General features: G+C 70.2%; 22 protein-coding genes. 6 read left to right on the top strand and 16 right to left on the bottom strand.

Annotated features, from left to right (window positions below; all coding sequences use genetic code 11):
• Nucleotides 1-360: 360 nt before the first annotated feature.
• The 3 genes from ACIQTT_RS12745 to ACIQTT_RS12735 form a co-directional block, all read right to left on the bottom strand.
• A complete protein-coding gene (locus tag ACIQTT_RS12745; protein WP_402790455.1) occupies nucleotides 361-2,628 on the bottom strand; it encodes an ABC transporter ATP-binding protein in 2,268 nt (755 codons plus the stop codon).
• A complete protein-coding gene (locus ACIQTT_RS12740; RefSeq protein WP_402790453.1) occupies nucleotides 2,625-4,352 on the bottom strand; it encodes an ABC transporter ATP-binding protein in 1,728 nt (575 codons plus the stop codon). Before ACIQTT_RS12740 ends, ACIQTT_RS12745 begins: the two co-directional genes overlap by 4 nt.
• A gap of 180 nt (nucleotides 4,353-4,532) precedes the next feature.
• A complete protein-coding gene (locus ACIQTT_RS12735; protein ID WP_402790450.1) occupies nucleotides 4,533-5,594 on the bottom strand; it encodes an enoyl-CoA hydratase/isomerase family protein in 1,062 nt (353 codons plus the stop codon).
• Between the two features lie 112 nt (nucleotides 5,595-5,706).
• Here ACIQTT_RS12735 and ACIQTT_RS12730 point away from each other — a divergent pair, with 112 nt between their 5' ends.
• Nucleotides 5,707-7,656 carry an ATP-binding cassette domain-containing protein gene (locus tag ACIQTT_RS12730; RefSeq protein WP_402790447.1) on the top strand — a complete coding sequence of 650 codons (1,950 nt, stop codon included), beginning with the start codon at nucleotides 5,707-5,709 and terminating at the stop codon, nucleotides 7,654-7,656.
• Between the two features lie 76 nt (nucleotides 7,657-7,732).
• Here ACIQTT_RS12730 and ACIQTT_RS12725 read toward each other — a convergent pair whose 3' ends face one another.
• The 11 genes from ACIQTT_RS12725 to hemE form a co-directional block, all read right to left on the bottom strand.
• Nucleotides 7,733-8,182 carry a hypothetical protein gene (locus tag ACIQTT_RS12725; protein ID WP_247624416.1) on the bottom strand — a complete coding sequence of 150 codons (450 nt, stop codon included), beginning with the start codon at nucleotides 8,180-8,182 and terminating at the stop codon, nucleotides 7,733-7,735.
• Nucleotides 8,183-8,267: 85 nt separating this feature from the next.
• A complete protein-coding gene (locus tag ACIQTT_RS12720) occupies nucleotides 8,268-9,590 on the bottom strand; it encodes a glutamate-1-semialdehyde 2,1-aminomutase (protein ID WP_402790444.1) in 1,323 nt (440 codons plus the stop codon).
• A 32-nt stretch (nucleotides 9,591-9,622) separates the two neighbouring features.
• Complete coding sequence (gene hemB, locus ACIQTT_RS12715) at nucleotides 9,623-10,600, bottom strand: porphobilinogen synthase (RefSeq protein WP_402790441.1); 978 nt, start codon at nucleotides 10,598-10,600, stop codon at nucleotides 9,623-9,625.
• Entirely contained in the window at nucleotides 10,597-11,397 is an 801-nt protein-coding gene (locus ACIQTT_RS12710) for a uroporphyrinogen-III synthase (RefSeq protein WP_402790438.1), read from the bottom strand. Before ACIQTT_RS12710 ends, hemB begins: the two co-directional genes overlap by 4 nt.
• Nucleotides 11,397-12,389 (bottom strand): hydroxymethylbilane synthase, encoded by a 993-nt coding sequence (gene hemC / locus ACIQTT_RS12705; RefSeq protein WP_402790435.1) that lies wholly within the window; start codon nucleotides 12,387-12,389, stop codon nucleotides 11,397-11,399. Before hemC ends, ACIQTT_RS12710 begins: the two co-directional genes overlap by 1 nt.
• A 7-nt stretch (nucleotides 12,390-12,396) precedes the next feature.
• On the bottom strand, nucleotides 12,397-13,074 hold the full coding sequence (gene hemQ / locus ACIQTT_RS12700) for a hydrogen peroxide-dependent heme synthase (protein ID WP_402790432.1): 678 nt from the start codon (nucleotides 13,072-13,074) through the stop codon (nucleotides 12,397-12,399).
• Nucleotides 13,075-13,189: 115 nt separating this feature from the next.
• Nucleotides 13,190-13,459 (bottom strand): hypothetical protein, encoded by a 270-nt coding sequence (locus ACIQTT_RS12695; protein ID WP_247624410.1) that lies wholly within the window; start codon nucleotides 13,457-13,459, stop codon nucleotides 13,190-13,192.
• The gene (locus ACIQTT_RS12690) at nucleotides 13,446-13,856 is read right to left on the bottom strand and encodes a phage holin family protein (protein WP_402790429.1); all 411 of its coding nucleotides are present in this window, start codon (nucleotides 13,854-13,856) and stop codon (nucleotides 13,446-13,448) included. Before ACIQTT_RS12690 ends, ACIQTT_RS12695 begins: the two co-directional genes overlap by 14 nt.
• A gap of 2 nt (nucleotides 13,857-13,858) precedes the next feature.
• Entirely contained in the window at nucleotides 13,859-14,329 is a 471-nt protein-coding gene (locus ACIQTT_RS12685; RefSeq protein WP_402790426.1) for a hypothetical protein, read from the bottom strand.
• Nucleotides 14,330-14,453: 124 nt separating this feature from the next.
• Nucleotides 14,454-15,971 carry a protoporphyrinogen oxidase gene (gene hemG / locus ACIQTT_RS12680; RefSeq protein WP_402790423.1) on the bottom strand — a complete coding sequence of 506 codons (1,518 nt, stop codon included), beginning with the start codon at nucleotides 15,969-15,971 and terminating at the stop codon, nucleotides 14,454-14,456.
• A 118-nt stretch (nucleotides 15,972-16,089) separates the two neighbouring features.
• The gene (gene hemE, locus ACIQTT_RS12675; RefSeq protein ID WP_402790420.1) at nucleotides 16,090-17,118 is read right to left on the bottom strand and encodes a uroporphyrinogen decarboxylase; all 1,029 of its coding nucleotides are present in this window, start codon (nucleotides 17,116-17,118) and stop codon (nucleotides 16,090-16,092) included.
• 83 nt (nucleotides 17,119-17,201) lie between these two features.
• Between hemE and ACIQTT_RS12670 the strand changes: the two genes are divergently transcribed.
• The 3 genes from ACIQTT_RS12670 to ACIQTT_RS12660 all read left to right on the top strand — a co-directional run bounded on the left by ACIQTT_RS12670 (nucleotide 17,202) and on the right by ACIQTT_RS12660 (nucleotide 19,745).
• The gene (locus ACIQTT_RS12670) at nucleotides 17,202-18,524 is read left to right on the top strand and encodes a glutamyl-tRNA reductase (RefSeq protein ID WP_402790417.1); all 1,323 of its coding nucleotides are present in this window, start codon (nucleotides 17,202-17,204) and stop codon (nucleotides 18,522-18,524) included.
• Between the two features lie 217 nt (nucleotides 18,525-18,741).
• Nucleotides 18,742-19,317: an HhH-GPD-type base excision DNA repair protein gene (locus ACIQTT_RS12665; RefSeq protein WP_402790414.1), complete on the top strand. Its 576-nt coding sequence runs from the start codon at nucleotides 18,742-18,744 to the stop codon at nucleotides 19,315-19,317.
• A 2-nt stretch (nucleotides 19,318-19,319) separates the two neighbouring features.
• Complete coding sequence (locus tag ACIQTT_RS12660) at nucleotides 19,320-19,745, top strand: DUF1801 domain-containing protein (RefSeq protein WP_402790411.1); 426 nt, start codon at nucleotides 19,320-19,322, stop codon at nucleotides 19,743-19,745.
• Between the two features lie 138 nt (nucleotides 19,746-19,883).
• Here ACIQTT_RS12660 and ACIQTT_RS12655 read toward each other — a convergent pair whose 3' ends face one another.
• The gene (locus ACIQTT_RS12655; protein ID WP_402790408.1) at nucleotides 19,884-20,366 is read right to left on the bottom strand and encodes a hypothetical protein; all 483 of its coding nucleotides are present in this window, start codon (nucleotides 20,364-20,366) and stop codon (nucleotides 19,884-19,886) included.
• Between the two features lie 140 nt (nucleotides 20,367-20,506).
• Nucleotides 20,507-21,892, bottom strand: coding sequence for a glycine--tRNA ligase (locus ACIQTT_RS12650; RefSeq protein WP_402790405.1), 1,386 nt, complete (start codon nucleotides 21,890-21,892; stop codon nucleotides 20,507-20,509).
• 135 nt (nucleotides 21,893-22,027) lie between these two features.
• Here ACIQTT_RS12650 and ACIQTT_RS12645 point away from each other — a divergent pair, with 135 nt between their 5' ends.
• Together ACIQTT_RS12645 and ACIQTT_RS12640 are read left to right on the top strand one after the other, a co-directional pair.
• A complete protein-coding gene (locus ACIQTT_RS12645; protein WP_402790402.1) occupies nucleotides 22,028-23,497 on the top strand; it encodes a peptide MFS transporter in 1,470 nt (489 codons plus the stop codon).
• A 144-nt stretch (nucleotides 23,498-23,641) separates the two neighbouring features.
• A complete protein-coding gene (locus ACIQTT_RS12640) occupies nucleotides 23,642-24,055 on the top strand; it encodes a VOC family protein (protein WP_402790400.1) in 414 nt (137 codons plus the stop codon).
• Nucleotides 24,056-24,063: the final 8 nt, after the last annotated feature.

The following is a 24,063-nucleotide window of genomic DNA, read 5'->3' as shown; positions in this document are numbered from 1 at the left end:
CCCGCCGATCCTCCCCGCACCTGTCGTTTCTCCCTGCACGCGACGCCCGCCATCACGCCTGCACGGACGGATCACGTCTGCACGGCGAGACCCCGGGATTGCTGTGCGGACGTGCCCGCTCCGTGCAAATGAGCGGGATCGAGCGGATGCCGCGGCCCGCACGGTGAGCGGATGCCGCGACCGGCAGGGTGAGTGGATGCCGCCGCGCCGGGCGAGCGGATGCCGCGGCGGCGGATTGCTCGCGGCGATGTCGCTGCACACGGAAGCGCCCCGGCCCGCGGATGCGGGTCGGGGCGCTTCGGGTGGGCGTGCGCCCGGGTGCCGGTGGCGGGTCAGATGCGGCCGGTCGGATGCGGCGGGTCAGCCTCGGCGGGTGTCGCCCTCGGGAGACGGGTGCTCGACCACGGCCTGAGCCGCGGCGGCCTCGGCGGCGGGCTGCTGGGCTCCGACCGATGCTCCGGTGACGGCATCCGCTGCTGCGGCCTCGGCCGCGTTCTCGTCGTCGGCGTCTCCCGTGATGACGGTCGGCGTCGAGCCGGTGAGTGCCTCCTCGGCGTCGATGTCGGTCGCCGCCTGCTCGAACTGCGACTGGTACAGCCGCCAGTACGCACCCTGTGCGGCGATGAGCTCGTCGTGCGTGCCCTTCTCGACGATGTCGCCGTGCTCCATCACGAGGATGAGGTCGGCATCGCGGATCGTCGACAGACGGTGAGCGATCACGAATGACGTGCGTCCTTCGCGGAGCGCCGCCATCGCGTTCTGCAGCAGCAACTCGGTACGGGTGTCGACCGCCGATGTGGCCTCATCGAGGATGAGGATCGACGGCTTGGCGACGAACGCCCGCGCGATCGTGATGAGCTGGCGCTCACCCGCCGAGACGTTCGACGCGTCCTCGTCGAGCACGGTGTCGTAGCCCTCGGGCAAGGCGTGCACGAAGCGATCGACGTACGTCGCCTTCGCCGCCTCGAGCACCTCATCATCGGTCGCGGTGGAACGCCCGTACCGGATGTTCTCGCGGATGCTGCCGTTGAAGAGCCACGGATCCTGCAGCACCATGCCGGTGCGCGAGCGCAGCTCGTCACGCGTGACCTCGGAGATGTCCTGTCCGTCGAGCAGGATGCGCCCGCCGTTCAGCTCGTAGAACCGCATGATGAGGTTGACGAGCGTGGTCTTGCCCGCGCCGGTCGGGCCGACGATCGCGACCGTCTGGCCCGGCTCGACCCGGAAGGAGAGGTCGGTGATGAGCGGACGCTCGGGCGTATACGAGAACGCGACGTTCTCGAACTCGACGACGCCGTTGCCCTCCACGAGTTCGGGGGCGTCGACGGCATCGGCCTCCTGCTCCTCGGTGTCGAGCAGCTCGAACACGCGCTCCGCGGAGGCGGTGCCCGACTGCACGACGGCAGCCATCCCACCCAGCTGCGACAGCGGCTGCGTGAACTGCTGCGAGTACTGGATGAAGGCCTGCACGTCACCGATGCGCAGCTGGCCGCTGGCGACCATCAGACCACCGAGGACGGCGATGCCGACGTAGGTGAGGCTGCCGACGAACGTCATGCCCGGCATGATGATGCCCGACAGGAACTGCGCCTTGAACGCGGCCTGGTAGAGCTCTTCGTTCTCGTCCTGGAACCGGTCGAGCGCGTCGCGCTCGCGCCCGAACACCTTGACGAGCGCGTGGCCGGAGAACGCCTCTTCGACGCGCGCGTTGAGACGACCGACCTTGCGCCACTGCGTGCCGAAGGCCTTCTGCGAGCGCGGACCGATGACGCCGAAGATCACTCCCATGAGCGGAAGCGCCACGAGGGCCACGAGCGCGAGCTGCCAGGAGATCGAGAACATCAGCACGAGCACACCCACGACCGTGAGCACGGCCGTGATCGCACCCGACAGGGACTGCTGCATGGTCTGCGTGATGTTGTCGATGTCGTTCGTGACGCGAGAGATCAGGTCTCCGCGCTGCACCTTGTCGAAGTACGACAGTGGCAGCCGGTTGATCTTCGCCTCGACCTGCTCGCGCAGACGCCACATGGTGCGCACCATGATGACGTTGATCACATAGCCCTGCAGCCACTCGAGGAACGCGGCGACGACGTAGATCGCGAGCACTGCGGCGATGACCCAGCGCAGACCGTCGAAGTCGACGCCGTCACCGACCCGGAAGCTGTCGAGCGCGGCGATCTGGTTGGCGAAGTCATCCTGGCCCACGCTTCGCAGGGCGGACACGGCGTCGGCCTGGGAGGTACCGACCGGGAGCCCCGGAGCGTCTCCCACCGGCTGCGCGAGCTGATTCGACAGGAATCCGGTGTAGATGATGTTGGTCGCCTCGGCGAGCACCTTGGGCGCGGCGACGGTGAGGACGACACCGATCGCACCGAAGATCGAGACCAGGACGAACCATACGGCCGACGGCTTGAGCAGACCGATCATGCGGGCGAAGCTCTTGCCGAAGTTGTCGGCCTTGCCCGGCGCGACGCTGTCCCAGTCGCCGCTGTTCTGGCGTGCCTGCTCGGCGAGTTCGGCCTCGTACTTCTCGTCGTCGGTGAGTTCGGGCTCGACGGTCGCCGTGGCGGCCGTGGTCTTGCCGCCGCGACCTCGACGCTTCGGCGTCTCGTTCTGCGCGCTCATGCGTCGACCCCCAGCTGCGACTCGACGATCTCTCGGTAGGTCGTACTCGTCTCGAGCAGTTCTTCGTGCGTGCCCACGCCGACCATGGTGCCGCCCTCGAGGACGACGATGCGGTCGGCATCGGTGATCGACGAGACGCGCTGCGCGACGACGATCTTCGTCACGTGCGGGAGCTCGCGCCAGAGCGCCTGACGGAGACGCGCATCGGTCGTGAGATCGAGCGCCGAGAAGGAGTCGTCGAAGACCAGGATCTGCGGCTGGTGCACGATGGCGCGGGCGATCGCGAGACGCTGACGCTGACCGCCAGAGACGTTGGTGCCCCCCTGCGTGATGCGCGAGTCGAGCCCCTGGGGCATCTCCTCGACGAAATCGCGCCCCTGGGCGATCTCGAGCGCGTGCCAGAGCTCCTCGTCGGTGGCCTCCTCGCGCCCGTAGCGCAGGTTCGACGCGACGGTGCCGGTGAAGAGGAAGGGACGCTGTGGCACGAGCCCGATCGTCGCCCACAGTGCGTCGACATCGGCCGTGCGCACGTCGGCACCGCCCACGAACACCGCACCACCGGACACATCGAACAGACGCGGGATGAGCGAGACGAGCGTGGTCTTACCGGCGCCGGTCGAGCCGACGATCGCCACGGTCTCGCCCGGCTCGGCGGCGAAGCTGATGCCGGAGAGCACCGGGGAGTCCGCCCCGGCGTAGGTGAACTCGACGTCGTCGAAGGCGACCGAACCGGGGGTGGGGAACGACGCGACACCGTTCGCCGGGCGCTCCATGCTCGAGGGCGTGTCGAGAACCTCGCCGATGCGCTCGGCCGAGACCGCTGCCCGGGGGATCATGATCGCCATGAAGCTGGCCATGATGACGCCGCCCATGATCTGCCCGACGTACTGCATGAACGCGAAGATCGTGCCGACCTGCGCCGTGCCCGCGTTCACCTCGACGCCGCCGAACCAGACGACCGCCACCACCGTGACGTTGAGGATGAGCATGAAAAGGGGGAAGAGGAGGACGAAGAGCGAACCGACCTTGCGACCGACGACCATGATGTCGGTGTTCGCTCCGCGGAAGCGCTCTTCTTCGATGCGCTCGCGCACGAACGCGCGCACGACGCGCACGCCGGTGAGCTGCTCGCGCATGACGCGGTTGACGGTGTCGAGCTTGCCCTGGTAGCTGCGGAACAGCGGCACCATGCGGCTGACGACGAGACCGGCGACGACGAGCAGCAACGGCACCGACACGGCGATGAGCCAGCTCAGCCCCGGGTTCGTCTGGACGGCGAAGATGATGCCGCCGATCGCGAGAAGCGGAGCGGTGACCAGCATGGTCGCACCCATCATCGCCAGCATCTGCACCTGCTGCACGTCGTTGGTGTTGCGGGTGATCAACGAGCCTGCGCCGAACTGCGAGACCTCGCGCTCGGAGAAGCCGTTCACCTTGCTGAAAACGTCGGCGCGGATGTCTCGGCCGGCACCCATCGCGGCCTTGGCGGCGAAGTAGGTCGCCACGATCGCGGCGATGATCTGCCCGAGAGAGACGGCCAGCATGAAGAGGCCGGTCCGCCAGATGTAGGCGGTGTCGGACAGCGCCACACCCTTGTTGATGATGTCTTCGTTGAGACGGGGGAGGTACAGGGTGGCGAGCGCGCTGGCGAGCTGGAAGACCAGCACCGCCACGAGCAGCCACTTATAGCGGGACAGATATCGAACGAGAATTTTACCCAGCACAGGCGGACTTTCTGAGAGATGAAGCTGTGGACTCAGGCGTGGGGGGGAAGATGCCGACCGAGATCGGCCACAACAAAGCGTGACACGAAGCTCCGACATTCGTACCGTCGAGTTCGGAACCTTCGCTCACAGCGAACCCATCGACACCCGCTCCACGGCTCGGAACAGCCGCGCTGCGCCTCAGAACAGCGGCGTCTCCGGCACGTACGCGCGAGCATCCGCCCCGGCATCCGCTCCCAGCTCGGCGAGCGAGGCAGGCTGCCACCGCGGATTGCGGTCCTTGTCGACCAGCTGCGCGCGGATGCCCTCGACCAGGTCGGGATGCTCGTGCACGAACCACAGCACCCGCCGGTACTCGCCCTCGAGCGCCTCGCGCAGCCCGGAGGCCGCCCGCGCCTCGCGCACGGCGTCGAGCGTCACGACCAACCCCGTCGGCGCGAGCCCCTCCAGCAGGTCGGCCGTGGCCGCGGCATCCGTCGTACCCAGTGCCTGCAACCGCTCGACGATCTCGACGACCGTGTCGGCGGAGAAAGCCGCGTCGATCCACTCCGGCGACGGCGACAGCTCCGAGGGCTCCGGCGTCTCGTCGAACAGCAGCACGATCTCGCTCGGCCCCGTCGGGTCGGCGCGGAACGCGAGAGCCTCGCGCAGGGCGTCGAGATTGGCGGAGGGCACGTAGTAGTCCGCGAAACCGAGGGCGATGGCATCCGCCCCGTTCATCGACCCTCCGGTCAGAGCGAGGTACTCGCCGAGGCGACCCGGCGCACGACCGAGCAGCCAGGTGCCGCCGACGTCGGGGGTGAAGCCGATGCGCGTCTCGGGCATCGCGAGCGTCGAGCGCTCGGTCACGATGCGGATCGCCGCGTGCCCGGCGAGGCCGATGCCGCCGCCCATCGTGATGCCGTCGGCGAAGGCGACGATCGGCTTCGGGTACTCGGCGATCATCGCGTTGAGCGCGTACTCCGCGCGGAAGAAGTCGGCGGTGGACTCGGGATGCCCCGACACGATCTGCGCGTGCAGGGCGCGCACGTCTCCCCCGGCGCAGAAGCCGCGGTCGCCCGCGCCGTCGAGCAGCACGATCTGCACGTCGGTATCGGTGCGCCAGCCGTCGAGCGCCGCCGTGAGCGTCTGCACCATGTCCAGGTCGAGGGCGTTGATCGCCTCGGGGCGCTGCAGCGTGAGCCGCCCGAGAGCGCCTTCCGTGCGGACGAGGACGCGGTCGGAAGCAGAGGTCTCGGTCACGGGAGCCAGGCTACCCCGGTCGCCGCGAGGGCTCGCAATCCACAGGAAATACGCGATCCGGACGGTTTTCCGGCAGGATAGGGGGAATTGACCAAGCAAGGAGAGGTCGCGCATGACCGACGGACAGGTTCTCGAATTCACGGGCGTGACGAAGCGCTTCAATGAGGTGACCGCCGTTTCCGACTTCTCTGCTCGGATCGAGCCGGGTGCGGTCACCGCCTTCCTCGGCCCCAACGGGGCCGGCAAGACGACGACGCTGCGGATGCTTCTGGGCCAGGTGCGCCCGACGTCCGGCACCGCGACGATCGGCGGCCAGTCGTACGCCGACCTCCGCCAGCCGCTGCGGGTGATCGGCTCGGTGCTCGAGGAGACCGTCTACCGCCCGCGCCGCACCGCGAACCGCCAGCTCACGATCGCCGCGAAGGCCAACGACATCCCTCTCGGCCGCGTCGCCGAGGTGCTCTCGCTCGTCGGCCTCGAGAACGAGGGCGACGCCCGCATCGGCGGCTTCTCGCTCGGTATGCGTCAGCGCCTGAGCGTCGCGCACGCCCTGCTCGGCGACCCCGGCGCCCTCGTGTTCGACGAGCCGGCCAACGGGCTCGATCCCGAGGGCATCCGCTGGATGCGTCTGCTCATGCGGCGTCTCGCCGACGAGGGGCGCACCGTGCTGGTGTCGTCGCATGTGCTCAGCGAGGTCGAGCAGGTCGCCGACAACGTTCTCGTGCTCTCGAAGGGCCGGCTCGTGCTCGCGAGCGGCATCGAGGAGCTGGCCGATCCCTCGGCCGGAGCCGTCATCGTCGACGCGGCGGATCGCGCCGCACTGACCGCCGCCCTCGCCGCCGCCGGTTTCGACATCGAGATCCTGCGCTCGGGCCTCACCGTGCGCGGTACCGACGCCCGCCGGGTCGGGGCCGTCGCCGCGGATGCCGGGATCGCCCTCACCACTCTCGTGCAGCGCGGTCCGACGCTCGAGGACGTCTTCATCCAGCTCACCCGCGGCGGCCGGCTCGAACCGCACGCCGGCCTGCTCGCCACGCAGCTCGTCGCCCCCGCGGCGACGCCCGCCCCGACCTCCGAGGCGCTCGCCCCGGCCTCCGAGGCTCCCGCCCCGGCAGACGCCGAAGAGCAGGTCGCAGCAGACGACACGGCGGCACTGACCGCCTCCGCGATCGCCGCCGACGCCGCCGCTGCGGTTCCCGGCGGTCCCGTCGCGGCCGCTGTGGTCGCCGCCGGCGCAGGAGCCGCGATCGTGAACGAGGGCGACGTCGTCGCGGAAGAAGCGGATGCCGAGGGTGCGGTCGATGTCTCCGTCGACGACTCCGCGGCCGTCGACGAGACGCCCGCCGACGAGACTTCTGCCGACCAGACGACCGCCGACGCGGATGCCCCGGAAGCCGCACCTGTCGAGGTGTCGGCCGCGGGCCTGCCCTCGTTCGACGACATCCTCTTCGGTAACGGCGCGGCCGCCGAGGAGGAGGCCACCTCGTTCCCGGGTGCCGATGACGCTCCCTCCGACGCGATCGACGGCGAAGCCGCCGGCGTGCCGATCGGCGAGGAGGCAGGCGTCGAGGTGTTCGACGACCTGGGCCCGTCCGACGAGGCATCCGAGTCCGCCGAGGCATCCGACAGCAGCGAGACGGACACCGACGAGGACGCCGACCCGCGCTCGGCCGCGGTGAGCTCGATGCTCGCCGACGCCGCCCGCACCTACTTCGAGGACGAGCCGAAGGACTACCCCCTCGGCGAGGCGCCCTCCGAAACGGGCGATGCCGAGGCGGACGACGCCGAGACCACGAACGACGCGCACTCGACTGACGAGGTCGCGACCGACGAGCAGCCGACAGACGACGCATCCGACCACGCGCCCGAGGAGGCATCCGACGTCGACGCTCCCGAGGACGACGCTCCCGCCGACGGCGCACCCCGCACGACGGTGATCGAGATCATCCCGGAGATCCCGCTCACGGCGACCGACGACGAACTCGCCAACGCCGACGACTACGACCAGAGCGGCGACGGCGACCAGCACCACGAGCACGGCGAGTACCGCCCCCGCGACTGATCGCCCGCGCAGCGAGACGCCCTCCCGACCGATGGTCGCGGAGGGCGTTTCGCTTGTGGTCTGCGAGCGCGGTGGCTCAGGCGGGCCGCGGCCGGATCACCGGGCGCCGGGGCTGCTTCGTCGTGGGGATCGAGCCGGTCGACACGATCTCCTCGACGTCGGCCGGTTCCTCGGAGACCTCGAGCCGCAGAGCCTGCGTGAGGGCGAGACCGTGCCGGGTGGTCAGGATGAGGCGACGGTACTGCTCGTCTCCGGTGAGGTCGATCACGACGCTCGGGCGGCGCTTGCGGATGAGCACGAAGTCGGTGCTGCCCGCGGCCTTCCACGTGCCGGCGGCGAGGATGCCGGGGATGTGCGTGCCGGGGTTGGGCACGCCGCGCAGCCACGTCCAGGCATCGTCGGTGAGCTGCACCTTGGTGATCGTCTCGCGCACGATGCGGAGATTGTCGCGGTGGAAGCTCGCGGCGCGTTCCAGCGGCGAGAGCACGATCTCGAGTTGCGTCTGATCCAACAGCAACGTCACCATGACACCCAGTCTGCCAGCGGCATCCTCCCAGTTGTCTGGATCTTGCTCACAGGAACACAACGATCCGTTGTGGGAATGCGCTCACTCAGGGACGAGCGGATGCCGCGGCGGCGGCCGCGAGGGGCAGCGCCGCCTCGATGCGCAGCAGTTCCTCGTCGCCGTGGGCGGCCGTGAGGAACCACGCCTCGAACACGCTCGGCGGCAGGGCGATGCCCTGCTCCCGCAGCGAGTGGAAGAACGGCGCGTAGCGGAACGACTCCTGCGCCTGGGCCTCGGCGTAGTCGCGCGGGGCGGAGGCGCGGAACGAGGCGTTGAAGAGGTTTCCCGCCTTCGCCACCGCGTGCTCGACGCCGGCACCGGTGAGCGCTGCACCGAGCGCACGCGAGAGCCGGTCGGCCGCGGCGTCGATGGTCGCGTAGACCTCGGGCGTCGCGAGACGCAGCGTGGCGAGGCCCGCGGCGACGGAGAGCGGGTTCCCCGAGAGCGTGCCCGCCTGGTAGACCGGGCCCAGCGGCGCCAGGAGGTCCATCACGTCGGCCCGTCCGCCGAGGGCGGCCAGCGGCATCCCGCCGCCGACGACCTTGCCGAAGGTGACGATGTCGGGCAGGTAGTCCTCCCCCTCCGCGGCCTGCAGGCCCCAGAATCCGGCGGGGTGCACGCGGAACCCGGTGAGCACCTCGTCGAGGATCATCAGCGCGCCGTGCGCGTGGGCGGTGTCGGCGATGAGGCGGTTGAAGCCGGGGAGCGGGGCGACGACGCCCATGTTCGCCGCGGATGCCTCGACGATGACCGCCGCTATTCGCGGTCCGTGCTCGGCGAAGACCGCCGCCAGCGCCTCGGGGTCGTTGTAGTCGATCACGAGCGTCTGCGCGGCGATCGGCGCGGGCACGCCGGCGGAACCGGGCAGCGCGAGCGTCGCGACGCCCGAGCCCGCCGCAGCGAGCAGCCCGTCGGAGTGGCCGTGGTAGTGGCCGGCGAACTTCACCAGCAGGTCACGGCCGGTCGCGCCGCGGGCCAGGCGGATCGCGGTCATGGTCGCCTCGGTGCCCGTCGAGACCAGGCGCACGCGCTCGATCGGCCGGATCTCGCCGAAGCGCACCCGGTCGGCGATCAGTGCCGCGAGTTCGACCTCACCCTCGGTGGGCGCCCCGAACGACAGGCCACGGGTCGCGGCCTCCTGCACTGCGGCGACGACCTCCGGGTGCGCGTGACCGAGCAACGCCGGACCCCATGAGGCGACCAGGTCGATATACGTCGTCCCCGCAGCATCCGTCACCGTCGCGCCCTGCGCGGTGGTGAGGAACCGCGGCGTTCCGCCCACCGAGCCGTAGGCGCGGACGGGAGAGTTCACCCCGCCGGGGATCACCGCACGGGCGGCGGAGAAGAGATCATCGTTGCGATCGGACATGGTGCTTCCTCTCGAAGTGCGGCGGCGACCGATCAGTCGCGCAGCCAGCGGGCGGCCTCGGTCGCCCAGTACGTCAGAACCGCGTCGGCACCGGCACGCCGGATCGACAGCAGCGACTCGAGGATCGCCGCGCGGCGGTCGATCCATCCGTTCGCGGCGGCGGCCTCGATCATCGCGTACTCGCCGGACACCTGGTATGCCCAGACCGGAATATCCACGGTGTCGCGCACCTCGCGCAGCACGTCGAGGAAGGCCATCGCCGGCTTGACCATGACGATGTCGGCGCCCTCCTGCTCGTCGACCACGGCCTCGCGCACGCCCTCGCGGCGGTTGCCGGGGTCGAGCTGGTAGGTGCGACGGTCGCCGGTGAGCTGCGAGTCGACCGCCTCGCGGAAGGGCCCGTAGAACGCGCTGGCGTACTTCGCCGCGTACGACATCAGGATCGTGCCGGTGAAGCCCTCGGCGTCGAGCGCACGGCGGATGGTGGCGACCTGGCCGTCCATCATGCCCGAGAGCCCGAGCAGCTGCGAGCCCGCCCGTGCCTGGGCGAGAGCCATCGAGGTGTAGCGCTCGAGGGTCGCATCGTTGTCGACGGAGCCGTCGGCGGCCAGCACACCGCAGTGGCCGTGATCCGTGAACTCGTCGAGGCACAGGTCGGTCTGCACGACGAGGGCGTCGCCCACTTCGGCGGCCAGCGCCTCGGTCGCGAGGTTCAGGATGCCGTGGGGAGCGTCTGCACCGGAGCCCTGCGCATCGCGCACCGCGGGAACGCCGAAGAGCATGACCCCGCCGACGCCGGCCTCGGCCGCCTCGACCGCCGCGGCGCGCAGCGAATCCATCGAGTGCTGGACCACACCGGGCATCGAGCCGATCGGGGCGGGGTCGGTGAGCCCTTCGCGCACGAACATCGGCAGCACGAGCTGCTGCGGCCGCAGGGTGGTCTCGCGCACGAGCTGGCGGACGGCCGGCGACTGGCGCAGGCGTCGCAGACGTACCTCGGGGAAGCTCACGGGGTGAACTCGTCGGCCGCGTGCGGGAGGGTGAAGTGCGAGACCGCGTCGATCAGCGCGTCGACCGTCTGACGGTCCGCGACCACCGACACCGGCAGTCCGGCGTTGCGGGCATCGCGCGCGGTACGCGGACCGATCGCGGCGAGCAACGTGTCGTCGGGGATCTCGGGGAACTGCTCGCGCACCTGCTCGGCGACCGAACCGCTCGTGATGAGGATGGCGTTGATACGACCGTTCTCGACGTCGCGCTTGATGCGATCCGTCACCGGCACGCCGACCGTGCGGTACGCCACGACGCTGTCGACGTCGTGACCGGCCTCGGTGAGCTGCACGCTCAGCACCGGCTTCGCGATCTCGCTGCGGAGAGCGAGGATGCGGCGCGGCTCGGTCTCGAGCGAGATCATCTGCTGCGCCATGCCCTCGGCGGAGTTGTCCTGCGTGGGCACCAGCGCGACCTCGTACCCCACGGCCTGCAGCGCCGCGGCCGTGGTCTCGCCGACCGCCGCGATGCGCGTCGTCGCCGGCACGACGGCACGGTGCGCGAAGAGCACGTCGACCGTGGTCGCACTCGTCACCGTCAGCCAGTCGTAGGCGCCGGCCGCGAGCTGCTCGAGGGCGACGTCGAGCGCCGCCTGATCGGTCGTCGGGGCGAAGTTGATCAGGGGCGCGACGACGGGAACCGCTCCCTGCAGGCGCAGGCTCGCGGCGACGCCATCGCCCCACGGGCCTCCGCGGGGGACGAGGATCCGCCAGCCGTCTAGAGGCTTGTCGTGCTTCGATTCGGGTGTCGTGGTCATCAGGATTGCTCTCGGGGGACGAGTTCGGCCGCCCCTTGTTCGAGCAGCCGACGGGCGACAGTCAATCCCAGCGATCGAACAGCCTGGATCGGATCTGTGCCATCGGCAGCATCCGCATCGTTGCCACTGCCGTTCCGTTGAATATACCCCTCGTTCAGAGGTTCGGTGACGTCGAGCCCGATCCGACGACCGCCGTCAGCGGCGTACACGACCGTCCTGACGCGGATCGCGTCACCTTCGACGACCGCGTGCGCGGCCATGGGGGCTTGACATCCGGCGTCCAGGCCCTCGAGGATCGCGCGCTCCAGCGTGATCGCGAGTCGGGTGGGCGCATCGTCGAGAGCGGCGAGGGCTTCGCGCAGCTCGGCCGGGGCATCCGTCGTCGTCTCCACGGCCAGGGCGCCCTGGCCCGGAGCGGTCGGCCACTCGGTCAGCCCGAGCTCCTCCCGATGCAGCGGGGAGTCGGTGCCCAGGCGCGAGAGTCCCGCTGCGGCGAGGATGACGGCATCCAGCTCACCCGAGGCGACGCGTGCGAGACGCGAGTCGACGTTGCCGCGCAGGTCGACGACCGTCGCGTGCGGGGCGCGACGGTGCACCTGCGCGATGCGGCGGGGCGAGCCCGTGCCGACCGTGCTGCCCGCGTGCAGTTCGTGCAGCGGCGTGCCACCACGGGTGATCGCGACGTCGCGCGCATCCTCGCGCACGGGCGTCGCGGCGATCACGAGACCCTCGGGGATCGCGGTCGGGAGGTCCTTGAGCGAGTGCACGAGGAAGTCGCACTCCCCCGCGAGCAGAGCCTCGCGCAGACGCGTGGCGAAGATGCCCTGCCCGCCGATCTCCGACAGCGAGGCGCGATTGGTGTCGCCCTCGGAGGTGATCGGGACGAGCACGACGGGTCGGCCGACGACCTTCTCGAGGGCGGCGGCGACGTGACCGGACTGGGCCTGCGCGAGAGCGCTGCGGCGAGTACCGAGACGGATCGGGGAACTCACGGCCGGCCTACTGCAGCACGTCCGCGATCTCGTCGAACCGGAGCCTGCGCCCCGTGTAGAAGGGCACTTCCTCCTTCACGAACTTGCGGGCCTCGGTGTAGCGGAGGTCGCGCATCATGTCGACGAGATCGGTGACGTCGTCGGCCTCCATCGGGAGGATCCACTCGTAGTCGCCGAGGGCGAACGCGGCGACGGTGTTGGCGACGACGCCGGTGAACGCGGCGCCCTTGCGGCCGTGGTCGGCGAGCATCGCGCGACGGTCGGCCTCGGGTGCCAGGTACCATTCGGGCGTGCGCACGAAGGGGTAGAGGCAGAGCCAGTCCTTGGGCTCGACGCCCCGGAGGAAGCCGGGCACGTGCGAGCGGTTGAACTCGGCGTCGCGGTGCACGCCCATGACGTTCCAGACGGGCAGGAGCGAGCGCAGCAGCTCGGTGCGACGCAGACGGCGCAGCGCCTTCTGCAACTCTTCGGCGGTGTCGCCGTGCAGCCACACCATGAGGTCGGCGTCGGCCTTGAGGCCCGAGACGTCGTAGAAGCCGCGGACGGTGACCCCGGAGTCCTCGACGTACGAGACGATCGTCTCGAGTTCGGTCGAGTCGGACTCGGTGACGGGCACATCGGGATTGCGTCGCCACACGGCCCAGAGGGTGAAGCCGGACGGGTTCTCTGCGCTCTCATCGGACATGATCCCAGTCTGCCCCTTTTGTCGGACGGCTGCGAATGCGGCCCGGCGTGCAAAAAACGCGACGCCCCGGAAGCGGAGTTCCGGGGCGTCGCGAAAGAAGTCGCGAGAGAAGCGGTCAGCGCGAGATGGCCCGGGCGATCACCCAGACGGCGCTGCCGACGACGGCCGCCGCACCCACGGCGATCGCGATCGCGCCCGCGGGGTTGCGCTCGGAGAACAGTCGCAGACGCACGGCCGCGCGCTTCGAGGCCTTGTCGAGACGACGCGGCACGTTGCCCTTGATCTCGATCGCGGCGAGAGCCGCCTTGAGCTCTGCCCGCGCCGAGGCGACGGGGTCGACGATGCCGCCGGGGACGGCGGTGATCGGCAGGTCAGAATTCGTCATTGTCGCCGGCCTCCTTCACGATGCGAACGTCTGTGGCGACGGCCTGCGCGGGGTTCTCCCGGCGCAGCGCCTTGCGGAACTTGAGAAGGCCGAGCAGTGCGAAGAACAGCACGGCCAGGATCAGGATGCCGAACACCGCCAGCGCGGAGAGCCACACGGGCCACCACGAGGCGATGCCCGCGATGGCGAAGACCAGCAGCACCGGAATGGCCCAGAACAGGAAGAACAGGGCGACGACGAACCAGACGGCACCGATGCCCGCGTCCTTCGCGGTGCGCGAGACCCACGCCTTGGCGGCGTTGATCTCGGCCTTGACCAGGTTCGAGATGAGTTCGGGAAGGTCGCCGATCAGCGACAGGAAGCTGTCATCGGCGCGGTCGCGATAGCCGCGGGGCATGATCAGTTCCCGGTCTTCTTCGGGGCGGACTTGCGCGCCGCCGGCTTCTTGGCGGCGGGCTTGCGAGCGGCACCGGTCGACGCGGAGGCGTTCGACGATGAGGTCTTCGGGGAGGACTTCGTCGACGAGTTCTTGGCCTCCTCGACGCGATCCTTCACCTCTTCGGCGGCATCCTCGAGGTCTTCGGCGACGTCCTTGCCCGCGGCGATCACCGAGTCGAGCTTCTGCCCGGGGGTGCCGTCGCTGCCGACCGACTTGACGACCTTGACGGCGCCGTTCCAGAGGGCGCCCGGAACGGCCGCGGCCTTCTGGCCCACGAAGTCCTTGACCTGCTCGACGCGCTCCTGCACGGGGTCGAGATTCCAGACCTTGAGCCACTGCGTCTTGATCTGCTCGTAGCGCTCGCGTCCGGCGCGCGTTCCGAGGACGTATCCCACGCCGAGTCCGACGACGAGTCCGATCTTCCCCTTCATGGGGTCTCCTCACGTTGTTCCGGTCGAGCCGCAGGCGTTCGATCCCCGTCGGCCAGGTTCCCAGCGTAACCCCATATGCCGATTTCGGCATTGAGAGGTCAGGGGGTTGACAGGCGCGAGGCGCTCACTCCCAGATCAGGGTGCGGCGCAGGCGGTCGGTTTCCTCGGTCGCATCGGGGATCACCTGCGCCAGGCCCGTGCCCGCGAGCCAGGCGCCGACCGCCGCGAGGCCCGGAACGGCCTGCACGACGGAGCGTGCCGCCGCACGACGTTCCGCCGATCCGATCACCGATGCCGGCTGCGCCTGCACGTAGCGCGCGCGGTGCGCGGCGACCAGCGCCGACGGCGCCAGATCGACGCCGAGAAGAGCGGATGCTTCGCGCAGCGCGAGGTCCGCCGCAGCCTCGTCGTCGAGCGTCGCGGTCGCCGCGGGCTCGCCCTGCGCGCCGAAAGACACCCGCACGACGTGACGGCCACCGGCCGCCCGACGCACCCACTCCCACTTCGCGGTGGAGTGTGTGAGTGCCTTCGCGACGTGGCTGCCGGGCACCGTCAGCACGCCCGTGCCGCGGGGGGCCGCATCGAGCGCCGGAGCGTCGAGGAGCAAGGTCACGATCTCGATCTCGGGTGCCGGCACGTCGTCGCTCGACGCGAGCGCGGGCACGACGTGGGCGAGCAGCGCACGGGCGGTGCGCTCGTCGACGGCGACGACGACGGCATCCGCCTGCCACTCCTCGGCGATCGCGACGATCTCGTCGTCGGAGTCGGCGGTGTCCTCGGGTGCGACCTCGGATGCCGAAACGACGGGCGCATCGGCGACGACGATCCAGCCCTCGCCGTCACGGCTGATCGTGCGGGCCGGCGATGCCGTGCGCACCTCGACGCGGAAGCTCTCGAGGTCGGCGAGCAGGGCATCGACGAGCACGGTCATGCCGCCGTCGAGTCCTTCGACCGCCGCCCCCGGCTTCTTGCCTGCGGTACGGGCCGCCCCTTCATCGCGCAGTGCGGCGACCGCGCCCGACAACGATCCGGTGCGCGTGAGCGCGGCGTTGAGTCCGGGGGCGGCGATGTCGACGTCGATGTCGGCGGGCGACGCGGAGTACACGCCGGTCGTGACGGGAGCGACGAGGCGGTCGCGCACCTTGTCGCCCATGCGCGTCGAGACGAGCTTGCCGAGGCTGTGCTCGTGGCCGATGGTCAACGGCGGGCGCACGCGGTCGAGGTACGCGCGCCAGGCGCCCGACCAGCCGATGATGCGGCGCACGTCGTCCTGGAACGGGTTGGCGGGGATGCCGAGCAGACCGCCGACGGGAAGCGGTGCAGCCCCGACCCCCGGAATCCCGGCGAGCCAGGCTCCCCCGGGAGCGGGCGCGACGACGCGGTCGTCGATGCCGAGCTCGGCGAGGAGCGCACGCACGTGCCCGCCGCGGGTCGCGAAGCTCTCGGCCCCCGCATCGAGGGAGACCCCGTCGAGCTCGGCTCGACGGATCGCGCCGCCCACGGCATCCGACGCTTCCAGCACCGTCACGCGCATGCCGACCTTGGCGCACTCACGGGCGGCGATGAGGCCGCCGATCCCACCGCCGATCACGACGACGTGCTTCTCGGCGGCGCGGGCGGCGAGTTCGGAGGGCTCGGTCATGCCTTCCATCCTCGCATCGCCCCGCTCGGCGCTCACCGGGGATAACCCGGGTGAGGGGTCACGACACGCCGCATGCCCGAGCGGAGGCGCGGCGTGTCGTGACCCCTCACGGCATCCGTCAGTCGCGCTGCGCGTGCACCAGTTCGACGATGCGCGTGAGCTGATCGGGGTCGGTCTCGGGCGGCACGCCGTGGCCGAGGTTGACGATGTGCGCGCGGGCGGCGCGTCCGCGCTCCAGCACGTCGAGCACGTGCGCCTCGAGCACCGGCCACGGGGCCGACAGCAGCGCGGGATCGATGTTGCCCTGCACCGTGGTGTCGGGCCCGAGGATCGCCGCCGCCTCATCGAGCGGCTGCCGCCAGTCGACGCCCACGCCGTCGGCCGCACCGTCGAGACGCATGTCGGCGAGGAAGGGTCCGGTGCCGACGCCGAAGTGGATGGTCGGCAGTCCGATGCCCTCGAGCGCGGTCTTCGAGTGGGGACGCACGAAGGTGCGGTAGTCGGCAGGACTCAGGCCGCCCGCCCACGAGTCGAAGAGCTGAACGACGGATGCCCCGGCGTCGCGCTGCGCCGAGAGGAACCCCCGTGAGACCTGCGCCAGCCACCCGGCGAGGCGGTTCCACGAGTCGGGGTCGGCGTGCATCATGGCCCGTGCGCGCAGATGCTCCTTCGACGGCCCGCCCTCGACGAGGTAGGCCGCGAGGGTGAAGGGCGCTCCGGCGAAGCCGATCAGCGGGGTGTCACCGAGCTCGGCGACGGTGAGGCGCACGGCCTCGGAGATCGCGGTGGCGTCGAGCGAGGCGGGATCGATCGCGGTGATGCGGTCGACATCGGATGCCGTGCGCACCGGGTTCGCGAACACCGGACCGCGGCCCGGCTCGATCTCGACCTCGACTCCTGCCAGGCGCAGCGGGATGACGATGTCGCTGAAGAAGACGGCCGCGTCGACGCCGTGACGGCGCACCGGCTGCAGCGTGATCTCGGCGGCGAGGTCGGGGGTGAGGCACGCGTCGAGCATCCGTGTGCCCACCCGCAGCTCGCGGTACTCCGGCAGCGACCTGCCGGCCTGGCGCATGAACCACACAGGGGTCTGAGCGGGGCGTTCGCCCGCGAGGGCGCGCAGGAGCGGGGCGTCGGAGAGGGCCATGCCTCCATCCTCGCATCCGCCCCCGATGCGGATGCTGTGGGCCGGGCGACCTCGACGTCGGGAGCCTCCGGTACAATCGAAGGGTGCTGCTGTGTGTCACGGCGAGTCACAAGACCGCCAGCTTCGATCTGCTCGAACGCCTGAGCCGCACCCCCGACGACGTCGCCCCCACCCTGGTGGACATGACGCCGTGCGTGCAGGGTGCCGTTGTTCTCGCGACGTGCAACCGGTTCGAGGCGTACGTGGAAATGGACGAACCGGTCACCGCAGCCGGCGCGATCGGCGTCGAAGCCGTGCTCGAGGCGGTCGAGGCCGCGACCGGCGTTCCGGCCACCGAGCTCGACGGCGCCTACACCGTGCACTCGGGCCGCCGCGTCGCCGAGCACCTGTTCTCCGTCGCCTCGGGCCTCGAATCCGTCGTCTCCGGCGAGGGCGAGATCGCCGGCCAGGTGCGCCGTGCGCTCAAGTCGGCCCGCAAGGAGGGCACGACCTCCCCCGAGCTCGAGCGCCTGTTCCAGCGGGCCAGCCAGGCGCAGCGCAAGGTCAAGAACGTCACGGCCCTCGGCCGCGCCGGCCGCTCTCTCGTGCGGCTCGCCCTCGAGCTCGCCGACTCCCGCATCGCCGACTGGTCGGCCGAGCGTGTGCTGCTCGTCGGCACCGGTGCCTACGCCGCCGTCACGCTCGCCACCCTGCGCGAACGCGGTGCCGTCGACATCTCCGTCTACTCGCCGTCGGGTCGCGCCGAGATCTTCGCCGCGAAGCACGGCATCCGCCCCGTCGCCGAAGCCGACTACGCGCGCACCGCCGCCCGGTCGAGCCTGCTGATCACGTGCACCACCGCCACCGAACCGGTACTCGGGCCGCAGCACCTGCAGGCGCCCGTCGGGCTCGCCGCGGCCACTGCCGGGGGCTGCCCCGTCTCCCACGGCAGCCAGCTGGTCGTCGACCTCGGCATGCCCCGCAACGTCGACCCGGCCGTCGCCGCCCTCGAGGGTGTCGCGCTGCTCGACCTCGAGACCATCCGTCTGCATGCCCCGCTCGAGGAGCTGCAGGCGACGGATGCCGCACGCACCGTCGTGCGCGAGGCCGCGGATACCTTCCACGTCGTGGGCGCCCGCCAGAGCGTGACTCCGTCGGTGATCGCCCTGCGCTCCCACATCTTCTCGCTGCTCGACTCGGAGATCGATCGCGCCCGCGCGCGCGGCGACGAAGACGGAAAGGTCGAGCAGGCACTGCGTCACCTCGCCGGCGTGCTGCTGCACGAGCCGACGACCCGGGCGCACGAGCTCGCCGCCGTCGGCCGCGCCGACGACTTCGCCGCGGCCCTCGCGACCCTCTACGGCCTCTCGCCCGAGCAGCCCGCCGTGTCGGCGGTCGATCCGCTCGACGACGCCGCCTCCGCCTGACGCTGTCCCGGGCCTGACGTCTTCCCGGGCCGTCACTGTCCCGGGCCGTCACTGTCCAAACTGGGGGCTTGCGGCGCAGATGTCGGACATTCGCGCCCGATCGGTCCGACATTTGTCCTTTCGGCCCCCGAACTGACCGCACACGCCGGTGATCCGTGGCCGGGCATCCATCGCGCAGCGCCTCACGCGTCACCGCGCCTGGTGCGAGAATGAACGCATGGCCCTTCACATCACCGGAGACACCGCCGCCGACGCGCTCCTGACCGACAACCCGCTCGCCCTCCTGGTCGGGATGCTGCTGGATCAGCAGGTGCCGATGGAGACCGCGTTCGCGGGTCCGTTGAAGATCGAGCAGCGCACGGGTGCGACGGATGCCTCGGCCATCGCGAGCATGGACCCCGAGGAGTTCCTCGAGGCGTTCAAGGCGACGCCCGCGGTGCACCGCTTCCCGGGGTCGATGGCGACACGCGTGCAGACGCTGTGCCAGACGCTGGTCGACGACTGGGGCGGAGACGCCGCTGCCCTCTGGACGCAGGGCGAGCCGAACGGTGCCGAGGTGCTGAAGCGCCTGAAGGCGCTGCCGGGCTTCGGCGAGCAGAAGGCGAAGATCTTCCTGGCGCTGCTGGGCAAGCAGTACGGATTCACCGGAGCCGGTTGGCGCGAGGCGGCGGGCGACTACGGCGTCGACGGGTCGTTCCGCAGCGTCGCCGACATCGTCTCGCCCGAGTCGTTGACGAAGGTGCGCGAGCACAAGAAGGCGATGAAGGCCGCCGCGAAGGCCGAGAAGGCCTGATCATGAAGCAGACCGGTGACGACGTCGCGGGCCTGATCGCCCGCTCGACGCCGGCGAAGCGGCGGCGGGATGCCGAGACGCTGACCGCCCTCATGCAGGAGATCACCGGCCGGGAGCCCGCGACCTGGGGCACGATCATCGGGTTCGGGTCGTGCCACTACCGGTACCCGACCGGTACCGAGGGCGACTCCGGGCTGCTGGGTTTCGCTCCGCGCAAGGCGGCGACGACGGTGTATCTGCTCGACGGCGTGGCCGCGCACGAGCAGGCCCTGGCCGCACTCGGCCCGCACACGACGGGCGCCGGATGCCTCTACATCACGGACCTCGAAGAGATCGACCTCGACGTGCTCCGGGGCGTGCTCGAACGCTCGCTCGCCTGGGTCGAGGCCGGCGGCACCCCCGAGATGCAGCTCACCGTCACGGGCTGACGCCGCGGCATCCGCTCGCTCGCCCGCCCGCCGCCCTGCCGAGATCCCCTCTTACGCGCGAGATCCCCCGCTAAGAACAGTGCGCACGGGGGGATCTCGTACGGAACGGGGGATCTCGGCCTGCAACGAGCGCAGAGCTCAGCGGAGCACTTCGACCAGGGCCACCCACGACACCACGATCGCCGAGACGATCGCCAGCAGGCATCCGGCGGCGGCCAGGTGCAGTCCCGACAAATGCCCCACCGCCACCATCACGCCGGCGACGAGATACGCGGCCAGCGGCAGGAAGCCGATGAGGTACTTGAGCGGGCGCGCACGATCGGCCGGGTTCGGGTCGCGTGCGATGAGGCGCGTCACGTTCACCTGGAACACGGCCGCGAAGAGTGCCGCCGCGACGATGAGCACCCCGTACCAGGTGAGATCGAGGCCGGGAACGAGTCCGATCGCCGACACCGCGAGCGCCAGCACGAGCGCCGCGATGCCCGCGAGCAGGCGTGCGGTGAGCGTGCGCGACTTCACGATCTCGGCGATGTTGACGCTCGCGGCGACGATCACGAGACCGGCGAGCGCCGCGGTCGCACCCGCCATCGCGACGTTGAACTCGCTCCACTCCTCGATCATGCGGTCAGCATAGACCCGCGCCGAACACCCCCTCCAGAGACGAGACACCCCTCTGCGAGAGGTGCGCAGAGGGGTGTCTCGAACGGAAGGGAGTGGCTCGGCATCCGCTCGCCCGGATCAGGAGGAACGGATGCCGCGACTCACGCGCCCTTCAGGCGCTCGGCCAGGTACTCGTGAAGCTCGTCGATCGAGACGCGCTCCTGAGCCATGGTGTCGCGGTCGCGCACCGTGACGGCGCGGTCGTCGAGCGAGTCGAAGTCGACGGTGACGCAGAACGGGGTGCCGATCTCGTCCTGGCGGCGGTAGCGGCGGCCGATCGCGCCGGCGTCGTCGAAGTCGACCGCCCACGAGCTGCGCAGGGTGTCGGCGACCTCGCGCGCGAGCGGCGAGAGGCGCTCGTTGCGCGACAGCGGCAGCACCGCGGCCTTGACCGGCGCGAGGCGCGGGTCGAGCTTGAGCACGGTGCGCACGTCGGTGCCGCCCTTGGCGTTGGGCACCTCTTCTTCGCGGTACGCGTCGACGAGGAAGGCCATCATGGCGCGCGTGAGACCGAACGACGGCTCGATCACGAACGGCGTGTAGCGCTCGCCGGTGGCCTGGTCGAAGTACGTCAGGCTCTGGCCGGAGGCCTCGCTGTGGCTCGACAGGTCGTAGTCGGTGCGGTTGGCGACACCCATGAGTTCGCCCCACTCCTTGCCCGCGAAGCCGAACTTGTACTCGACGTCGATCGTGCCGGCCGAATAGTGCGCGCGATCGTCCTCCGGCACGTCGAACTGGCGCATGTTCTCGGGGTCGATGCCGAGGTCGATGAACCACTTCCAGCAGGCTTCGACCCAGTGCTCGAACCATTCCTGAGCATCCGCCGGCGGGGTGAAGAACTCGATCTCCATCTGCTCGAACTCGCGCGTGCGGAAGATGAAGTTACCGGGGGTGATCTCGTTGCGGAACGCCTTGCCGACCTGGCCGATGCCGAACGGCGGCTTCTTGCGGCTGGCGGTGAGCACGTTCGAGAAGTTCACGAAGATGCCCTGCGCGGTCTCGGGGCGCAGGTAATAGAGACCCGACTCGTCGTCGACGACACCGAGGTACGTCTTCACGAGACCCGAGAACGACTTGGGCTCGGTGTACTGCCCTTTGGTGCCGCAGTTCGGGCAGGGCACGTCGGCGAGACCGTTCTCGGCCTTGCGGCCCTTGCGCGCCTCGAAATCCTCGACGAGGTTGTCGGCACGGAAGCGCTTGTGACAGTGGAGGCACTCGACCAGCGGGTCGGTGAAGGTGGCGACGTGGCCGGAGGCCTCCCACACGCGCTTGGGCAGGATGATGCTCGAGTCGAGGCCGACCATGTCGCCGCGGCCGCGCACGAACGTCTGCCACCACTGGCGGCGGATGTTCTCCTTGAGTTCCGTGCCGAGGGGGCCGTAGTCCCAGGCCGAGCGTGAACCGCCGTAGATCTCACCCGCTTGGAACACGAACCCGCGGTGGCGGGCGAGGGCGATGACCTTATCGAGGCGGGACTGTTCGGCCATGGTGGCTCCAATGGTCGGATGCGAGTGGGATGCGGCACGCGGATGCCGCGGCATCCCCATTCTATCTGCGGGTCCGCGCGAGGTCGGAGCCGCCTGCGACTCGTGCACGGCGACCACGAGGACTACCGTCTAACCATGAGCACGACCGCGCAGCCCCGCAAGAACCGCGACGAGAACACCCGCTTCTTCGGGCAGCCCTGGGCGCTGGTGCATGTCTTCGGCGTCGAGATGTGGGAGCGCTTCAGCTTCTACGGCATGCAGGGCATCCTGCTCATCTACCTGTACTACTCCGTGAGCGAAGGCGGTCTCGGCATCCCCCAGGCGGTCGCCGGCGGAATCGTCGGCGCCTATGGCGGCTCGGTATACCTCTCGACCATCCTCGGCGCGTGGCTCGCTGATCGTCTCTTCGGCTCGGAGCGCGTGCTCTTCGTCAGCGCGATGGTCATCGTCGCCGGGCACCTCGCCCTCGCCCTGCTGCCGGGGTTGCTCGGCGTCGGGGTCGGCCTGATCCTGGTGGCGCTCGGCTCGGGCGGGCTCAAGGCCAACGCGACCTCGGTGGTCGGCACCCTCTACGCCCCGGAGGACGTGCGCCGGGATGCCGGCTTCTCGCTCTTCTACCTCGGCATCAACCTGGGCGCGTTCCTGGGGCCCATCCTCACCGGCATCCTGCAGTCGACCCTCGGGTTCCACTACGGATTCGGGTTGGCGGCGATCGGCATGACGCTGGGTCTCGTGCAGTACGCCTTCGGCCGCCGCGCCCTGCCCGACGAGGCGCGGCGCGTGCCGAACCCGCTTCCGAAGACGCGCTATCCGATGGTCGCCGTCGTCGGCCTCGCCGCCGTCGCCGTCATCGTCGTGCTGGTACTGCTCGGCGTCATCCGCGCCGACAACCTCGCGCCGATCGTGATCGGTGTGACCGTCGTCGCGGCGATCGCGTACTTCGCGGTGATCCTCTCGAGCCGCCGCATCGACGCCACCGAGCGCTCGCGCGTCTGGGGCTTCCTGCCGCTCTTCGTCACGAGCGTCGCCTTCTGGTCGCTGTACCAGCAGCAGTTCACGGTGCTCACGGTGTACTCCGACGAGCGCCTGAACCGCGACCTCTTCGGCTGGGAGATGCCGGTCTCGTGGGTGCAGTCCATCAATCCCGTCTTCATCATCATCCTGTCCGGCGTCTTCGCCGCGATCTGGACCCGCCTCGGCAAGCGCCAGCCGTCGACGCCCGCGAAGTTCGGGCTCAGCGCGATCATCATGGGCACGGCCTTCCTGCTGTTCCTCCCGTTCGCGGGTGGCGGGCCGAACTCCACGCCGCTGCTGGCCATCGTCGGCATCCTCTTCGTGTTCACCGTCGCGGAGCTGCTGCTCTCGCCCGTCGGCCTGTCGGTGACGACGAAGCTCGCCCCGAAGGTGTTCCATACGCAGATGGTGGCGCTGTTCTTCCTCTCGGTCGCGCTCGGCACGGCGATCTCGGGCTGGCTCGTCGGCTTCTACAACCCCGACGACGAGGTTCCGTACTTCTCGATCCTCGGCGGGATCGCGATCCTCGTGGGCATCGGGCTGCTGCTGTCGATCAAGCCGGTCCTCAAGCTCATGAAGGACGTGCGCTGACGGCGACGAGCTGGGGCGGACAGTTCGGGGGCCGACGGGACAGATGCCGGACGGATCGGCGCGATGCGTCCGACATCTGGCGCTTCGACCCCCGAACCGGATGCCCCTTTTCGGATGTCGGATGCCGGTGACAGACTCGTCTGCATGGAACAACGCGTCAGCTTCATCACCCTCGCCGTGTCCGACCTCGCGCGCACCCGCGCCTTCTACGTCGACGGTCTCGGCTGGGAACCGATGTTCTCCGGCGACGACGTCCTGATGCTCCCGATCGGCGAGAGGCTCATGCTGTCGCTGTGGTCGATCGAGGGCTTCACCGCCGAGATCGGCGAGGCCCCGGCATCCGGCGTCGCCCCGATCACGCTCTCCCACAATCTCGCCACCCCGGGCGAGGTCGATGCGGTGCTCGCCGAGGTCGCGCTGCTGGGCGTTCCGGTGAGCGCGGGGCGCGAGCGCGAATGGGGCGGGTACTCCGGGTACTTCTCCGACCCCGACGGCTTCCGCTGGGAGGTTGCGGTCAACCCCGGCGAGACGGGTGACTTCGTGCTGCCACCGCGATAAGCGGCTCG

The sequence above is a fragment of the Microbacterium sp. NPDC090225 genome, from assembly GCF_044772365.1.
Lineage (GTDB): Bacteria > Actinomycetota > Actinomycetes > Actinomycetales > Microbacteriaceae > Microbacterium.
Note: the sequence above shows the minus strand (reverse complement) of the source record. Positions and strands in the feature narration are given on the sequence as shown.

Excerpts from the sequence above, each read along its gene's own strand:
- ACIQTT_RS12730 (WP_402790447.1), top strand. The coding sequence starts at position 5,707 with ATGACCGACGGACAGGTTCTCGAATTCACGGGCGTGACGAAGCGCTTC.
- ACIQTT_RS12665 (WP_402790414.1), top strand. The coding sequence starts at position 18,742 with ATGGCCCTTCACATCACCGGAGACACCGCCGCCGACGCGCTCCTGACC.
- hemE (WP_402790420.1), bottom strand. The coding sequence starts at position 17,118 with ATGGCCCTCTCCGACGCCCCGCTCCTGCGCGCCCTCGCGGGCGAACGC.
- ACIQTT_RS12640 (WP_402790400.1), top strand. The coding sequence starts at position 23,642 with ATGGAACAACGCGTCAGCTTCATCACCCTCGCCGTGTCCGACCTCGCG.
- ACIQTT_RS12685 (WP_402790426.1), bottom strand. The coding sequence starts at position 14,329 with ATGAAGGGGAAGATCGGACTCGTCGTCGGACTCGGCGTGGGATACGTC.
- ACIQTT_RS12745 (WP_402790455.1), bottom strand. The coding sequence starts at position 2,628 with ATGAGCGCGCAGAACGAGACGCCGAAGCGTCGAGGTCGCGGCGGCAAG.
- ACIQTT_RS12720 (WP_402790444.1), bottom strand. The coding sequence starts at position 9,590 with ATGTCCGATCGCAACGATGATCTCTTCTCCGCCGCCCGTGCGGTGATC.
- ACIQTT_RS12690 (WP_402790429.1), bottom strand. The coding sequence starts at position 13,856 with ATGCCCCGCGGCTATCGCGACCGCGCCGATGACAGCTTCCTGTCGCTG.
- ACIQTT_RS12650 (WP_402790405.1), bottom strand. The coding sequence starts at position 21,892 with ATGGCCGAACAGTCCCGCCTCGATAAGGTCATCGCCCTCGCCCGCCAC.
- hemG (WP_402790423.1), bottom strand. The coding sequence starts at position 15,971 with ATGACCGAGCCCTCCGAACTCGCCGCCCGCGCCGCCGAGAAGCACGTC.
- ACIQTT_RS12655 (WP_402790408.1), bottom strand. The coding sequence starts at position 20,366 with ATGATCGAGGAGTGGAGCGAGTTCAACGTCGCGATGGCGGGTGCGACC.
- ACIQTT_RS12695 (WP_247624410.1), bottom strand. The coding sequence starts at position 13,459 with ATGACGAATTCTGACCTGCCGATCACCGCCGTCCCCGGCGGCATCGTC.
- hemQ (WP_402790432.1), bottom strand. The coding sequence starts at position 13,074 with ATGTCCGATGAGAGCGCAGAGAACCCGTCCGGCTTCACCCTCTGGGCC.
- ACIQTT_RS12645 (WP_402790402.1), top strand. The coding sequence starts at position 22,028 with ATGAGCACGACCGCGCAGCCCCGCAAGAACCGCGACGAGAACACCCGC.
- ACIQTT_RS12725 (WP_247624416.1), bottom strand. The coding sequence starts at position 8,182 with ATGGTGACGTTGCTGTTGGATCAGACGCAACTCGAGATCGTGCTCTCG.
- ACIQTT_RS12710 (WP_402790438.1), bottom strand. The coding sequence starts at position 11,397 with ATGACCACGACACCCGAATCGAAGCACGACAAGCCTCTAGACGGCTGG.
- ACIQTT_RS12660 (WP_402790411.1), top strand. The coding sequence starts at position 19,320 with ATGAAGCAGACCGGTGACGACGTCGCGGGCCTGATCGCCCGCTCGACG.